Origin of the sequence: Streptomyces coeruleofuscus, from assembly GCF_039532725.1 — a bacterium.
In the GTDB taxonomy this organism is placed as follows: Bacteria; Actinomycetota; Actinomycetes; order Streptomycetales; family Streptomycetaceae; genus Streptomyces; species Streptomyces coeruleofuscus.
In genome coordinates this window covers 805,613-818,302 of the sequence record NZ_BAAASE010000004.1, presented here as the reverse complement: position 1 = coordinate 818,302, position 12,690 = coordinate 805,613, and the positions used below count along the sequence as shown (strand labels likewise).

General features: G+C 69.7%; 14 protein-coding genes. 5 read left to right on the top strand and 9 right to left on the bottom strand.

Annotated features, from left to right (window positions below):
- The first annotated feature begins 23 nt into the window (after positions 1–23).
- Complete coding sequence (locus ABFX81_RS19125; RefSeq protein ID WP_086852606.1) at positions 24–773, top strand: ABC transporter permease; 750 nt, start codon at positions 24–26, stop codon at positions 771–773.
- A gap of 13 nt (positions 774–786) precedes the next feature.
- On the top strand, positions 787–1,359 hold the full coding sequence (locus ABFX81_RS19120) for a cob(I)yrinic acid a,c-diamide adenosyltransferase (RefSeq protein ID WP_059417203.1): 573 nt from the start codon (positions 787–789) through the stop codon (positions 1,357–1,359).
- Positions 1,360–1,362: 3 nt separating this feature from the next.
- Here the strand turns inward: ABFX81_RS19120 and ABFX81_RS19115 are convergent, their stop codons facing one another.
- Positions 1,363–1,554: a DUF5708 family protein gene (locus ABFX81_RS19115; RefSeq protein WP_086852607.1), complete on the bottom strand. Its 192-nt coding sequence runs from the start codon at positions 1,552–1,554 to the stop codon at positions 1,363–1,365.
- Positions 1,551–2,126 carry a hypothetical protein gene (locus ABFX81_RS19110; protein ID WP_086852609.1) on the bottom strand — a complete coding sequence of 192 codons (576 nt, stop codon included), beginning with the start codon at positions 2,124–2,126 and terminating at the stop codon, positions 1,551–1,553. The genes ABFX81_RS19115 and ABFX81_RS19110 overlap by 4 nt, the downstream gene beginning before the upstream one ends.
- 152 nt (positions 2,127–2,278) lie before the next feature.
- Here ABFX81_RS19110 and ABFX81_RS19105 point away from each other — a divergent pair, with 152 nt between their 5' ends.
- The 3 genes from ABFX81_RS19105 to ABFX81_RS19095 all read left to right on the top strand — a co-directional run bounded on the left by ABFX81_RS19105 (position 2,279) and on the right by ABFX81_RS19095 (position 6,067).
- Entirely contained in the window at positions 2,279–3,472 is a 1,194-nt protein-coding gene (locus tag ABFX81_RS19105; RefSeq protein ID WP_086852611.1) for a histidine kinase, read from the top strand.
- On the top strand, positions 3,469–4,110 hold the full coding sequence (locus ABFX81_RS19100) for a response regulator (protein ID WP_086852613.1): 642 nt from the start codon (positions 3,469–3,471) through the stop codon (positions 4,108–4,110). Before ABFX81_RS19105 ends, ABFX81_RS19100 begins: the two co-directional genes overlap by 4 nt.
- 133 nt (positions 4,111–4,243) lie before the next feature.
- Positions 4,244–6,067: a glycosyl hydrolase family 18 protein gene (locus ABFX81_RS19095; protein ID WP_086852615.1), complete on the top strand. Its 1,824-nt coding sequence runs from the start codon at positions 4,244–4,246 to the stop codon at positions 6,065–6,067.
- A 71-nt stretch (positions 6,068–6,138) separates the two neighbouring features.
- Here the strand turns inward: ABFX81_RS19095 and ABFX81_RS19090 are convergent, their stop codons facing one another.
- The 7 genes from ABFX81_RS19090 to ABFX81_RS19060 all read right to left on the bottom strand — a co-directional run bounded on the left by ABFX81_RS19090 (position 6,139) and on the right by ABFX81_RS19060 (position 12,681).
- The gene (locus ABFX81_RS19090) at positions 6,139–6,585 is read right to left on the bottom strand and encodes a DUF2550 family protein (RefSeq protein WP_086852617.1); all 447 of its coding nucleotides are present in this window, start codon (positions 6,583–6,585) and stop codon (positions 6,139–6,141) included.
- A 130-nt stretch (positions 6,586–6,715) separates the two neighbouring features.
- A complete protein-coding gene (locus ABFX81_RS19085; RefSeq protein ID WP_053670581.1) occupies positions 6,716–7,093 on the bottom strand; it encodes a F0F1 ATP synthase subunit epsilon in 378 nt (125 codons plus the stop codon).
- Positions 7,094–7,225: 132 nt separating this feature from the next.
- Positions 7,226–8,662 (bottom strand): F0F1 ATP synthase subunit beta, encoded by a 1,437-nt coding sequence (gene atpD / locus ABFX81_RS19080; RefSeq protein WP_086852620.1) that lies wholly within the window; start codon positions 8,660–8,662, stop codon positions 7,226–7,228.
- Positions 8,663–9,583 (bottom strand): F0F1 ATP synthase subunit gamma, encoded by a 921-nt coding sequence (locus tag ABFX81_RS19075; RefSeq protein ID WP_086852623.1) that lies wholly within the window; start codon positions 9,581–9,583, stop codon positions 8,663–8,665.
- A 21-nt stretch (positions 9,584–9,604) separates the two neighbouring features.
- Entirely contained in the window at positions 9,605–11,194 is a 1,590-nt protein-coding gene (gene atpA / locus ABFX81_RS19070) for a F0F1 ATP synthase subunit alpha (RefSeq protein WP_086852625.1), read from the bottom strand.
- Positions 11,195–11,320: 126 nt separating this feature from the next.
- Positions 11,321–12,136, bottom strand: a complete 816-nt coding sequence (locus ABFX81_RS19065; protein WP_086852627.1) for a F0F1 ATP synthase subunit delta — start codon at positions 12,134–12,136, stop codon at positions 11,321–11,323.
- Complete coding sequence (locus ABFX81_RS19060) at positions 12,133–12,681, bottom strand: F0F1 ATP synthase subunit B (RefSeq protein ID WP_086852629.1); 549 nt, start codon at positions 12,679–12,681, stop codon at positions 12,133–12,135. Before ABFX81_RS19060 ends, ABFX81_RS19065 begins: the two co-directional genes overlap by 4 nt.
- Between the last annotated feature and the right edge of the window lie 9 nt (positions 12,682–12,690).

The window sequence follows — 12,690 nt, the reverse complement described above, 5'->3', positions numbered from 1 at the left end:
CGTAAAGACGTAGAGGATTCCCGATGCTGTTGCACGACACCGCGCTCGTCTACGGGCGCTATCTCCGCCAGTCTCTGCGCTCCCGTTTCGCGCTGCTGTTCGGTGTGCTGATGCCGCTGCTGTACCTGCTCTTCTTCGGCCCCCTGCTGACGGATCTGCCGCTCGGCGAGCGGGGCAGCTCCTGGCAGGTGCTCGTCCCCGGCCTGCTGCTGCAACTCGGCCTGTTCGGGGCGTCCTTCGCGGGCTTCGCGATCATCCTCGAGAAGGGCCAGGGCGTGGTCGAGCGCATGCGCGTCACTCCCGTCAGCCGGCTGGCGCTGCTGCTCGGCCGGGTGCTGCGGGACGCCACGGTGTTCGTCTTCCAGGCCGTGCTGCTGGTGCTGGCGGCGGTGGCGATGGGCCTGCGGGCCCCGCTGCCCGGCGTGCTGATCGGGTTCGCCTTCGTCGCCCTGCTCTCGCTTTCGCTGGCCTCACTGTCGTACGCGCTGGCCATGAAGCTGAGCACCCCGCAGAGCTTCGGTCCGGCGATCAACGCGCTGACCATGCCGTCCATGCTCCTGTCGGGCCTGATGCTGCCGATGACCCTGGGACCGGCCTGGCTGGACGTCCTCTCCCACCTCATGCCGTTCCGCCATCTGGTCGACGCCGTCCGGGACGCCTACGTCGGCTCCTACGCCACGGCACACATGCTGTACGGCGTCCTGGTGGCCGTCGGCTTCACGGCCCTGTCCGTGACAGTGGGCACACGCGTGTTCCGAACGGCCGGAGGGTAACTACGCTGGCCACATGGTCAATCTGACGCGCATCTACACCAGGACCGGCGACCAGGGCACGACCGCCCTCGGCGACATGAGCCGGGTCGCCAAGACCGACCTGCGGATCGCCGCGTACGCCGACGCCAACGAGGCGAACGCGGTGATCGGCACGGCGATCGCGCTGGGCGGCCTGGACGAGGAGGTCGTCAAGGTCCTCACCCGCGTGCAGAACGACCTGTTCGACGTGGGTGCGGACCTGTCGACGCCGGTGGTGGAGAACCCGGAGTTCCCGCCCCTGCGGGTCGAGCAGTCCTACGTCGACAAGCTGGAGGCGGACTGCGACCACTTCCTGGAGGGCCTGGAGAAGCTCCGCTCCTTCATCCTCCCCGGCGGCACCCCCGGCGCGGCCCTGCTCCACCAGGCCTGCACCGTGGTCCGCCGGGCGGAACGCTCGACGTGGGCGGCCCTGGAGGCACACGGCGAGGTGATGAACCCCCTGACGGCGACCTACCTCAACCGCCTCTCCGACCTCCTGTTCATCCTGGCCAGGACGGCGAACAAGGAGGTCGGGGACGTGCTGTGGGTGCCGGGCGGGGAGCGCTGACCCTCAGGTCCTGCGCCGCGTGCCCTGCCACAGCCCGGCGGCGGCCAGCACGCCGCCGACGCACATCATCACGACACCGACCTTGGTGAGAGTGACGACGGGGACCTCCACGTCGCCGGTGAACAGCCACAACCCCAGGCCGATCAGGAAGGTGACGATCCCTTCCACAAGGTTCCCGCGGGCCTTGCTCGTCACCGCACCCTCTCCTTCTCCTGCGCGACCGCCGGTTCACCCGCCGGATGCTTCCGCGGCCAGATCCAGTAACTCAGGGCGACCAGGCCGTGGATGCCGGCCGCGCGCCAGGCCGCGTAGCGCCAGCTCTCCAGGGAGGTGACGCGGCTCGGGTCGTCGACGTACCAGATGGCGATCTGGAGCAGCACGGTCGCGACGGCCGCGCCCACCAGCGTGCCCATCCAGACCTTGCCCTCGTGACGGGCCCGGGCCATGCCGTAGCGCGGGGGCCGCTGTGGCGGCGGGGCGCCGCCGAAGCGGTGGGCCGCATGGCCGTCGAGCCACTTCACGGTGCGGTGACCGTGCCCCACGGTGTAGCCGATGTACAGCGCGGCCAGGCCGTGCGTCCAGTTCGGCTCGGCGCCGTTCTTCAGGTCAAGCGCGGTGGCGACCAGCAGGACGACCTCCAGCAGCGGCTCGCACAGCAGCAGGCCCAGCCCCAGGCGCGGCATGCGCAGCAGGTAGCGGGCACCCAGCCCGGCCGCCAGCAGCACCCAGAAGCCGATCTCACAGGCGGCGATCAAGGCGACGATCAAGGTTCGCTCCTCTCGGTCACCCTTCAAGGCTCCCGGTCGGCGCGGGCGGAATCGTCGTCGCGACTGACGAACCCGCGGTACATCGAAAGATGCAGCGACGGACCCTCCGCGGGGTCCACGCACACGGCGGGACAGCCGTGTTGGATGGTGGCATGGCCGTACGACTCCCCCGCCCACGCCGCTTCGACGTCTACGTCGCGCTCGGCGGCCTGCTCGGTGGGCTGCTGCTCTGGGGTGTGGGTCTGGCCACCCGTCCGCACACCGAGGCGTACGTGCTGCTGCCGGGCCGCTGGCCGGTCCTGCTGCCGCTGCTCGTCATGGCCGGCTGCGAGCTGCTGCGCCGGACCGCCCCGCGCGCGGCCCTGCTGGCCGGCACGGCCGCGCTCGCCCTGGACACCGTCACCCAGGGCAACCTGGTCACCGTCCTGATGTACACCGACCTCATGTACGCGGCCGTCCTGTACGGCCCGCCCGCCTCGGCCCACCGCATCCCGCGGATCACCGGGCTGCTCTCGCTGGCCGGGACCGTGGTGCCGTTCGCGTTGTGGCGCGAGCCGGAGGCGCTGCTGCTCGGCGTGATCATCGGCGTGGTGGCCTTCGGGCCCGCCGCCACCGGCCTGATCGTCCGCAACCACCGCGACGCCGCCGAGGCGGCCCGGCTGCGCGCCGAGCAGACCGCGCTGCTCGCCGAGATGGACCGCACCCAGGCCGTCACCGCCGAGCGCGCCAGAATGGCTCGCGAGCTGCACGACATGGTCGCCAACCACCTCTCCGCGATCGCCATCCACTCCACCGCCGCGCTCTCCCTCCAGGACCCGAAGACCTCCCAGGAGGCGCTGGCCGTCATCCGCGAGAACAGCGTGGAGGGGCTCGCGGAGATGCGGCGGCTCATCGGGATCCTCCGGGACTCCAGCGGCGACACCGAGCCGGTCGCCGCCCCCACGCTCGACGGTCTCGGTGCCCTGGTCGAGAACGCGCGCGCCAACGGCCTCGACATCACCCTCGACGCCGCCCACGGGGCGGTTCCCGCGCCCGTCGAACTCGCCGCCTACCGCATCGTGCAGGAGTCCCTCACCAACGCCCTCAAGCACGCCGGCCCCGGCCGGGTCGCCGTCGCCCTCGCCCGCCGAGACGGTGGCCTGACCGTCTCGGTGACCAGCCCGTACGGTGACCGGGACCAGCCGAGCGTCCCCGGCTCGGGCGCCGGGCTCATCGGCATGCGCGAGCGCGCCGCCCTGCTCGACGGCACGTTCGAAGCCGGTCCCGAGGACTCGCCCGACGGCAAGGTCTGGGCCGTACGCGCCACCCTCCCCCTGCACGACACCGCCGAAGGAGACACCGCATGATCCGCGTCCTGGTCGCCGAGGACCAGTCCGCCGTCCGCGCGGGCCTGGTCCTCATCCTGCGCAGCGCGCCCGACATCGAGGTGGTCGGCGAGGCGGCGGACGGCGAACAGGCGGTGGCGCTGGCCCGCGAGCTGCGGCCGGACCTGGTGCTGATGGACGTTCAGATGCCGCGCCTGGACGGGGTGTCGGCGACCCGGCAGGTCGTCGGCGAACGGCTCGCCGACGTGCTGGTGCTGACCACCTTCGACCTCGACGAGTACGTCTTCGGGGCGCTGCGGGCGGGCGCGTCCGGCTTCCTGCTGAAGAACACCGAGGCGAAGGACCTGCTGGAGGCCGTCCGGACGGTGGCAGGCGGGGAGGGGCTGATCGCCCCGGCGGTCACCCGGCGGCTGATCGCGGAGTTCGCCGCGAAACCGGCACGGGAGCCGGCGGCGGATCCGGCTGTCCTCGACCGGCTGACCCGGCGCGAGCGGGAGGTGCTGTCCTGCCTGGGCGAGGGCCTGTCCAACGCGGGCATCGCCGAGCGGCTCGACATGGCCGAGGCGACCGTGAAGACGCACGTCAGCCGAATGCTGGGGAAGCTGGAGCTGCGCAGTCGGGTGCAAGCGGCCGTCCTGGCACAGGAGTTGGGGATCTGATCCGGTCGCAGATCAGTACGGCCGCGGTGGTCCAGACCTATTGACCGGTGGTCCAGACCTTCCTATTCTCACCGCACCATGAGTGGGCGTGAGGCTCAGTCACGCCCCCACAACTCCATCGAGGAGGCGCAGCATGCGCTTCAGACACAGAGCCGCGGCAGGGTTCGCGACCCTGTTGCTCCCGCTGGCCGGTCTCGTCGGCCTCGCGAGCCCGGCCCAGGCCGCGACATCCGCCACCGCCAGCTATACCAAGACGCAGGACTGGGGCTCCGGCTTCGAAGGCAAGTGGACGGTGAAGAACACCGGGACCACGACCCTCAGCTCCTGGACCGTTGAATGGGACTTCCCCTCCGGCACGTCCGTCACCTCCGCCTGGGACGCCGACGTCACCTCCTCCGGCACCCACTGGACCGCGAAGAACAAGTCCTGGAACGGCACCCTCGCCCCCGGTGCCTCCGTCTCCTTCGGCTTCAACGGCACCGGCTCCGGCTCCCCCGCCAACTGTGAGCTCAACGGCGGCAGCTGCGACGGCGGCACCACCGAGCCCGGCGACAGCGCTCCGAGCGCCCCCGGCACCCCCACCGCCTCCGGCATCACCGACACCTCGGTGAAGCTGACCTGGTCCGCCGCCACCGACGACAAGGGCGTCAAGAACTACGACGTCCTGCGCGACGGCACCAAGGTCGCCACGGTGACGACCACGTCGTACACGGACACCGGCCTGACCAAGGGCACCGACTACTCCTACTCGGTCCAGGCCCGCGACACCGCCGACCAGACCGGCCCGGTCAGCGGCGCGGTGAAGGTCCGCACCACCGGCGGCACCACCGAGCCGCCCACCGGCGACAAGATCAAGCTCGGCTACTTCACCGAGTGGGGCGTCTACGGCCGCAACTACCACGTCAAGAACCTGGTGACCTCGGGTTCGGCGTCGAAGATCACGCACATCAACTACGCGTTCGGCAACGTGAAGAACGGCCAGTGCACGGTCGACGACACCTACGCCGCCTACGACAAGGCCTACACCGCCGACCAGTCCGTCAGCGGCGCCGCCGACACCTGGGACCAGCCGCTGCGCGGCAACTTCAACCAGCTCCGCCAGCTCAAGGCCAAGTACCCGCACATCAAGGTGCTGTACTCGTTCGGCGGCTGGACCTACTCGGGCGGCTTCGGCCAGGCAGCGCAGAACGCGGCCGCCTTCGCCAAGTCCTGCAAGGCCGTCGTCGAGGACCCGCGCTGGGCCGACGTCTTCGACGGCATCGACATCGACTGGGAGTACCCGAACGCCTGCGGCCTGACCTGCGACACCTCGGGCCCGGCGGCGTTCAGGAACCTCTCCCAGGCACTGCGTGCCGAGTTCGGCCCGGACTACCTCGTCACCGCGGCCATCACCGCCGACGGCTCCTCCGGCGGCAAGATCGACGCGGCCGACTACGGCGGCGCCGCGCAGTACCTCGACTGGTACAACGTGATGACGTACGACTACTTCGGCGCCTTCGACAAGGACGGCCCGACCGCCCCGCACTCCCCGCTCACCTCGTACCCCGGCATCCCGCAGACGGGCTTCAACTCGGCCGACGCCATCGCCAAGCTGAAGGCGAAGGGCGTCCCGTCCGCCAAGCTCCTGCTCGGCATCGGCTTCTACGGCCGCGGCTGGACCGGCGTCACCCAGTCCGCCCCCGGCGGCACGGCGACCGGCGCGGCTCCCGGCACGTACGAGGCCGGCATCGAGGACTACAAGGTCCTCAAGAACGCCTGCCCGGTCACCGGCACGATCGCGGGCACCGCGTACGCGCACTGCGGCAGCAACTGGTGGTCGTACGACACTCCCGCGACGATCGCCGGGAAGATGACCTGGGCCAGGAACCAGGGCCTGGGCGGCGCGTTCTTCTGGGAGTTCAGCGGCGACACCGGCAACGGTGAACTGGTGACGGCCATCAACAACGGGCTCGGCTAAGAACAGCTAAGCCACATTGACGCTCCCCCAGGCTTCGTCCGGGGGGACCTCCACCCAGCGAGTGAATGTGGCTACGCCACATTCACTCGCTGTCCGGGCGGGGCTGCCTCAAGCCACGCGAGGAAACCGGTCAGCGCGTCCTCGCTCATGGCCAGCTCCAGCCGGGTCCCCCGGTGCAGACAGGTGAGGATCACGTGGTCGGAGAGGAGCGCCAGCTCCTCCTCGCCCTCCGGGACCCGGCGGCCGGCCACCTCGATCGCGGACCGCTCCAGGATCCGGCGGGGGCGTGGGGAGTACGAGAAGACACGGAACCACTCGACGCGGTCGCCGTTGTACCGGGCCACCCCGTAGGCCCAGCCCTTGCCGTTGGCGTCGCTCTGCTCCGGGGTGTCCCAGCGCAGGCTGGCGTCGAAGGTGCCGCCCGAGCGCTGGATGAGCCGGCGACGCAGACCGAAGACGAACAGTCCCACCACGACGAGAGCCACGACAATTCCGCACACAGTCAGAGCGAGGACCATCGACACCGACCTCCTCGTCTCCTAGGTAACGGAACGTAAAAAACACCCACATCCACCTCAGCCGCGGCTGGGTCCGGATCTCTCCGGTACCCAGCCGCGGCTGAGTGACGTCATCACACGGCGGGCGGGGTCAGCGCGCCGCCGTGGCCGCACGCAGACGGACGTCCGCGCGGCGCTGGGCCTCCGCGTCGTCCTCCGCCTTCGCACGCTCCAGCTCCTGCTCCGCGCGCTGGACATCGATCTCGTCCGACAGCTCCGCGACCTCGGCCAGCAGGGACAGCTTGTCGTCCGCGAACGAGATGAAACCGCCGTGGACCGCGGCGACGACCGTCCCGCCATCACTCGTACGGATGGTCACCGGGCCCGACTCCAGCACACCGAGCAGCGGCTGGTGACCGGGCATGACGCCGATGTCGCCGGACGTGGTGCGCGCGACGACCAGGGTGGCCTGGCCGGACCAGACCTCACGGTCGGCCGCGACCAGCGCGACGTGCAGCTCAGCAGCCAAGGGTGGCTCCTCGGGTCACCACCCGGCGGGAGTGCCGGGTGTTGGTTACAAGTCTAAGGGGCGTGACGGAGGGGGCGGGACGCGCCCGCCCCCTCCGTCATGAGCACGAGGCTCACGTATCGAGCGCGAGGCTCAGGAGACGCCCAGCTCCTTCGCGTTCTTCTTCAGGTCCTCGAGACCACCGCACATGAAGAACGCCTGCTCCGGGAAGTGGTCGTACTCGCCGTCGCAGATCGCGTTGAACGCGGCGATCGACTCGTCCAGCGGCACGTCCGAACCGTCCACGCCGGTGAACTGCTTGGCGGCGTGGGTGTTCTGGGACAGGAAGCGCTCCACGCGACGGGCACGGTGGACGACGAGCTTGTCCTCCTCGCCGAGCTCGTCGATACCGAGGATCGCGATGATGTCCTGAAGGTCCTTGTACTTCTGCAGGATGTTCTTCACGCGCATCGCGGCGTTGTAGTGGTCCGCCGAGATGTACCGCGGGTCGAGGATCCGGGACGTGGAGTCCAGCGGGTCCACGGCCGGGTAGATGCCCTTCTCGGAGATCGGACGGGACAGAACCGTCGTCGCGTCGAGGTGGGCGAAGGTGGTGGCCGGGGCCGGGTCGGTCAGGTCGTCCGCGGGGACGTAGATCGCCTGCATCGAGGTGATCGAGTGACCACGGGTCGAGGTGATGCGCTCCTGGAGGACACCCATCTCGTCTGCCAGGTTCGGCTGGTAGCCCACCGCGGAGGGCATACGGCCGAGCAGGGTCGACACCTCGGAACCGGCCTGGGTGAAGCGGAAGATGTTGTCGATGAAGAACAGCACGTCCTGCTTCTGGACGTCACGGAAGTACTCCGCCATCGTCAGGCCGGCCAGGGCCACGCGCAGACGGGTGCCCGGGGGCTCGTCCATCTGGCCGAAGACCAGGGCGGTCTTGTCCAGAACGCCGGACTCTTCCATCTCCGCGATGAGGTCGTTGCCCTCACGGGTGCGCTCGCCGACGCCCGCGAAGACGGAGACGCCCTCGTGGAGGTTGGCGACACGCATGATCATTTCCTGGATCAGCACGGTCTTGCCGACACCGGCACCACCGAACAGACCGATCTTGCCGCCCTTGACGTACGGGGTGAGAAGGTCGACGACCTTCAGGCCCGTCTCGAACATCTCGGTCTTCGACTCGAGCTGGTCGAACGCGGGGGCCTTGCGGTGGATGGACCAGCGCTCGCCCTCGTGGACCTCGTCGCTGTTCAGCACCTCACCGAGGGTGTTGAACACCTTGCCCTTGGTGAAGTCGCCGACCGGGACGGTGATGCCCGCACCGGTGTCGGTCACCGGGGCCTGGCGGACCAGGCCGTCGGTGGGCTGCATGGAGATCGCGCGGACCAGGCCGTCACCCAGGTGCTGGGCGACCTCCATGGTCAGCGTCTTCTTCTCGCCCGCGAGCGCCGGGTCGGCGACCTCGACGTGCAGGGCGTTGTAGATCTCGGGCATCGCGTCGACGGGGAACTCCACGTCGACGACCGGGCCGATGACCCGGGCGACGCGGCCCGTAGCCGTCGCGGTCTCAACAGTGGTGGTCATTTATCGGTCACTCCCCGCGGTCGCGTCGGCCAGGGCACTGGCGCCACCGACGATCTCGCTGATTTCCTGGGTGATTTCGGCCTGGCGGGCCTGGTTGGCAAGCCGGGTGAGCGTCTCGATGAGCTCTCCGGCGTTGTCGGTGGCCGACTTCATCGCGCGCCGCGTGGCGGCGTGCTTGGAGGCGGCCGACTGGAGCAGCGCGTTGTAGATGCGGCTCTCGACGTAGCGCGGCAGGAGGGCGTCCAGGACGTCCTCCGCCGAGGGCTCGAAGTCGAACAGCGGGAGGATTTCGCCCTTGCCGGGCTTGGCCTCCTCGGCGACCTCGTCGAGGCTGAGCGGCAGGAGCCGGGCCTCGATGGCCGTCTGCGTCATCATCGACACGAACTCGGTGTAGACGATGTGGAGCTCGTCCACGCCGCCCTCCGCCGTCTCCGTCTCGATCGCCTCGATCAGCGGGGCCGCGACCTTCTTGGCGTCCGCGTACGACGGTTCGTCGGTGAAGCCCGTGAACGACTCCGCGACCTTGCGCTCGCGGAAGTTGTAGTGGGCGAGACCACGGCGGCCGACGATGTAGCTGACGACCTCCTTGCCCTCACCTTCGAGCTTCGCCGTGAGCCTCTCCGCGGCCTTGATGGCGTTGGAGTTGAAGGCGCCGGCCAGGCCGCGGTCGCTCGTGAGGAGCAGGACCGCGGCGCGGGTCGGGTTCTCCGGCTCCGTCGTCAGCGGGTGCTTGGTGTTCGATCCGGTGGCGACCGCCGCGACCGCCCGGGTGAGCTCGGTCGCGTACGGCGTGGACGCCGCCACCTTGCGCTGCGCCTTGACGACGCGCGAGGCGGCGATCATCTCCATCGCCTTCGTGATCTTCTTGGTCGCGGTGACGGAACGGATGCGACGCTTGTAGACCCGGAGCTGGGCTCCCATGAGTCAGGTCCCTTCCTTACGTCACTTGCCGGCAGCCGGGGCGTCCTCGCCGAGCAGCTTGCCGTCGGAGGTCTCGAACTGCTTCTTGAACTCCGCGATGGCGTCGGCCATGGCCTGGAGCGTGTCGTCCGACATCTTGCCGCCCTCGCGGATGGAGGTCAGCAGACCCTGCTCCTTGCGGTGCAGGTACTCCAGCAGCTCCTTCTCGAAGCGGCGGATGTCGACGACCGGAACCTCGTCCATCTTGCCGGTGGTGCCGGCCCAGATGGAGACGACCTGGTCCTCGGTGGCCATCGGCTGGTACTGCGGCTGCTTCAGCAGCTCGACCATGCGCTGACCACGCTCCAGCTGCGCCTTGGACGCGGCGTCCAGGTCGGAACCGAAGGCGGCGAACGCCTCCAGCTCACGGAACTGGGCGAGGTCCACACGCAGACGGCCGGAGACCTGGCGGATCGCCTTGTGCTGGGCGGAGCCACCGACTCGGGAGACCGAGATACCGACGTTCAGCGCGGGGCGCTGACCGGCGTTGAACAGGTCCGACTCCAGGAAGCACTGGCCGTCGGTGATGGAGATGACGTTGGTCGGGATGAACGCCGAGACGTCGTTGGCCTTGGTCTCGACGATCGGCAGACCGGTCATCGAGCCGGCACCCATCTCGTCGGAGAGCTTCGCGCAGCGCTCCAGCAGACGGGAGTGCAGGTAGAAGACGTCACCCGGGTAGGCCTCACGGCCCGGCGGGCGGCGCAGCAGCAGCGACACGGCGCGGTAGGCGTCGGCCTGCTTCGACAGGTCGTCGAAGATGATCAGGACGTGCTTGCCCTGGTACATCCAGTGCTGGCCGATGGCCGAACCGGTGTACGGCGCCAGGTACTTGAAGCCGGCCGGGTCGGACGCCGGGGCGGCGACGATGGTCGTGTACTCCAGCGCGCCGGCCTCCTCCAGAGCGCCGCGCACGCCGGCGATGGTGGAGCCCTTCTGGCCGATGGCGACGTAGATGCAGCGGACCTGCTTGTTCGGGTCGCCCGAGCGCCAGTTGTCGCGCTGGTTGATGATCGTGTCGACGGCCAGGGCGGTCTTGCCGGTCTGGCGGTCGCCGATGATCAGCTGACGCTGGCCACGGCCGATCGGGGTCATGGTGTCGACGGCCTTGTAGCCCGTCTCCATCGGCTCGTGCACCGACTTACGGACCATGACGCCCGGAGCCTGAAGCTCCAGGGCGCGACGGCTGTCGGTCTCGATCTCGCCGAGGCCGTCGATCGGGTTGCCGAGGGGGTCCACCACGCGGCCGAGGTAGCCCTCGCCCACCGCGACGGAGAGAACCTCACCGGTACGGGAGACCGGCTGACCCTCCTCGATACCGCTGAACTCGCCGAGGACGACACAGCCGATCTCGCGCTCCTCGAGGTTGAGGGCGAGACCGAGGCTGCCGTCCTCGAACTTCAGCAGCTCGTTGGCCATGACCGAGGGCAGACCCTCGACCTTCGCGATACCGTCGCCGGCGAAGGTGACCGTACCGACCTCCTCGCGCGAGGCCGCGTCCGGCTTGTACGCCTGGACGAAGTTCTCCAGCGCGTCCCGGATCTCCTCCGGCCGGATCGTGAGCTCCGCCATCTGGGTTCCCTGCTCTCCTTGTTGGGCCCGAAGTTTCACTTTGGGGGTCTGGGGGCGACCCCCAGGATTCTTCTGCACGGCCCAACCAGGGCCGTCGTAAGTACGTAATGCCTATTGAGTTGCTGCTCAGCCGGCGAGCCGGCGGCTGGCGTCCTCGATGCGGTCCACCAGAGCGCCGTTGATGACCTCGTCGCCGACCTGCACCCGGATCCCGCCGAGGACCTCGGGGTCCACGTCCAGGTTGAGGTGCATCTTGCGGCCGTAGAGCTTGGCGAGGGCTGCGCCCAGGCGCTGCTTCTGCGCGTCGCTCAGCGGTACCGCCGACGTGACGACGGCGACCATGCGGTCCCGGCGCTCGGCGGCGAGCTTGGACAGGGACTCCAGTCCCGACTCCAGGCTACGTCCCCGCGGCGCGGTCACAAGGCGCGTCACCAGACGCTCGGTGGCCGCCTGCGCCCGGCCGCCGAGCAGACCGCGCAGCAGCTCGCTCTTGGCCGAGGTGGTGGCCTTGCGGTCGGTCAGCGCGGCACGCAGCTCGGTGCTGCCGGAGACGATCCGCCCGAAGCGGAACAGCTCGTCCTCGACGTCGTCGAGCTTGCCCGCCTTCTGCGCGGCGGTGAGGTCGGCGGTGTCGGCCAGCTCCTCCAGCGCGTCCACCAGGTCGCGCGACTGCGACCAGCGGGAGCGCACCATTCCGGCGACCAGGTCGGCGGCCGGGCCGCTGACCTGGGTGCCGAGCAGGCGCTGGGCCAGTTCGGCCTTGGACTCACCGGCCTGCGCCGGGTCGGTCAGGACCCGACGCAGCGACACCTCGCGGTCGAGCAGCGCGGTGACGGCGGCCAGCTCGTCGGCGAGCGAGCCGGCGTCCACGGACGTGGAGTCCGTGAGCGCGTCGAGACGCTCTCGTGCGGCTGCCAGGGCCTCGCGGCTCGCTCCGTTCATCGGCCGGCCTCGGCCTTCTCCTCGAGGTCGTCGAGGAACCGGTCGATCACGCGGCTCTGACGGGCGTGGTCCTCGAGGGACTCGCCGACGAGCTTGCCGGCCAGGTCGGTGGCGAGCTTGCCGACGTCCTGACGCAGCGCGGACGACGCGGCCTTGCGGTCGGCCTCGATCTGGGCGTGACCGGCGGCGACGATCTCCTCGCGCTGACGCTGGCCCTCGGCCCGCATCTCGGCGATGAGGGCGGCACCCTGCTCCTGCGCCTCCTGGCGCAGGCGCGCGGCCTCGTGCCGGGCCTCGGCGAGCTGTGCCTTGTACTGCTCAAGGACGCTCTGGGCCTCGACCTTCATGGTCTCGGCCTCTTCGATACCGCCTTCGATCGCCGCGCGGCGCTCCTCCAGAACCTTGTTGATGTTCGGAAGCAGCTTCTTCCAGAAGAAGAAGAACACGATGGCGAAGGCGATGGTGCCGACGAGCAGCTCGGGGCCGGGAGGAACGAGCGGGTTCTGCTCTTCCTCGGCCGCCAGCTGCACCAGGTTGGCGATCACATCAGTGCC

Bases quoted from the DNA above. Each gene is read 5' to 3' on its own strand.
- ABFX81_RS19125 (WP_086852606.1), top strand. From the start codon at position 24: ATGCTGTTGCACGACACCGCGCTCGTCTACGGGCGCTATCTCCGCCAG.
- ABFX81_RS19120 (WP_059417203.1), top strand. From the start codon at position 787: ATGGTCAATCTGACGCGCATCTACACCAGGACCGGCGACCAGGGCACG.
- ABFX81_RS19105 (WP_086852611.1), top strand. From the start codon at position 2,279: ATGGCCGTACGACTCCCCCGCCCACGCCGCTTCGACGTCTACGTCGCG.
- ABFX81_RS19100 (WP_086852613.1), top strand. From the start codon at position 3,469: ATGATCCGCGTCCTGGTCGCCGAGGACCAGTCCGCCGTCCGCGCGGGC.
- ABFX81_RS19095 (WP_086852615.1), top strand. From the start codon at position 4,244: ATGCGCTTCAGACACAGAGCCGCGGCAGGGTTCGCGACCCTGTTGCTC.
- ABFX81_RS19090 (WP_086852617.1), bottom strand. From the start codon at position 6,585: ATGGTCCTCGCTCTGACTGTGTGCGGAATTGTCGTGGCTCTCGTCGTG.
- atpD (WP_086852620.1), bottom strand. From the start codon at position 8,662: ATGACCACCACTGTTGAGACCGCGACGGCTACGGGCCGCGTCGCCCGG.
- ABFX81_RS19075 (WP_086852623.1), bottom strand. From the start codon at position 9,583: ATGGGAGCCCAGCTCCGGGTCTACAAGCGTCGCATCCGTTCCGTCACC.
- atpA (WP_086852625.1), bottom strand. From the start codon at position 11,194: ATGGCGGAGCTCACGATCCGGCCGGAGGAGATCCGGGACGCGCTGGAG.
- ABFX81_RS19065 (WP_086852627.1), bottom strand. From the start codon at position 12,136: ATGAACGGAGCGAGCCGCGAGGCCCTGGCAGCCGCACGAGAGCGTCTC.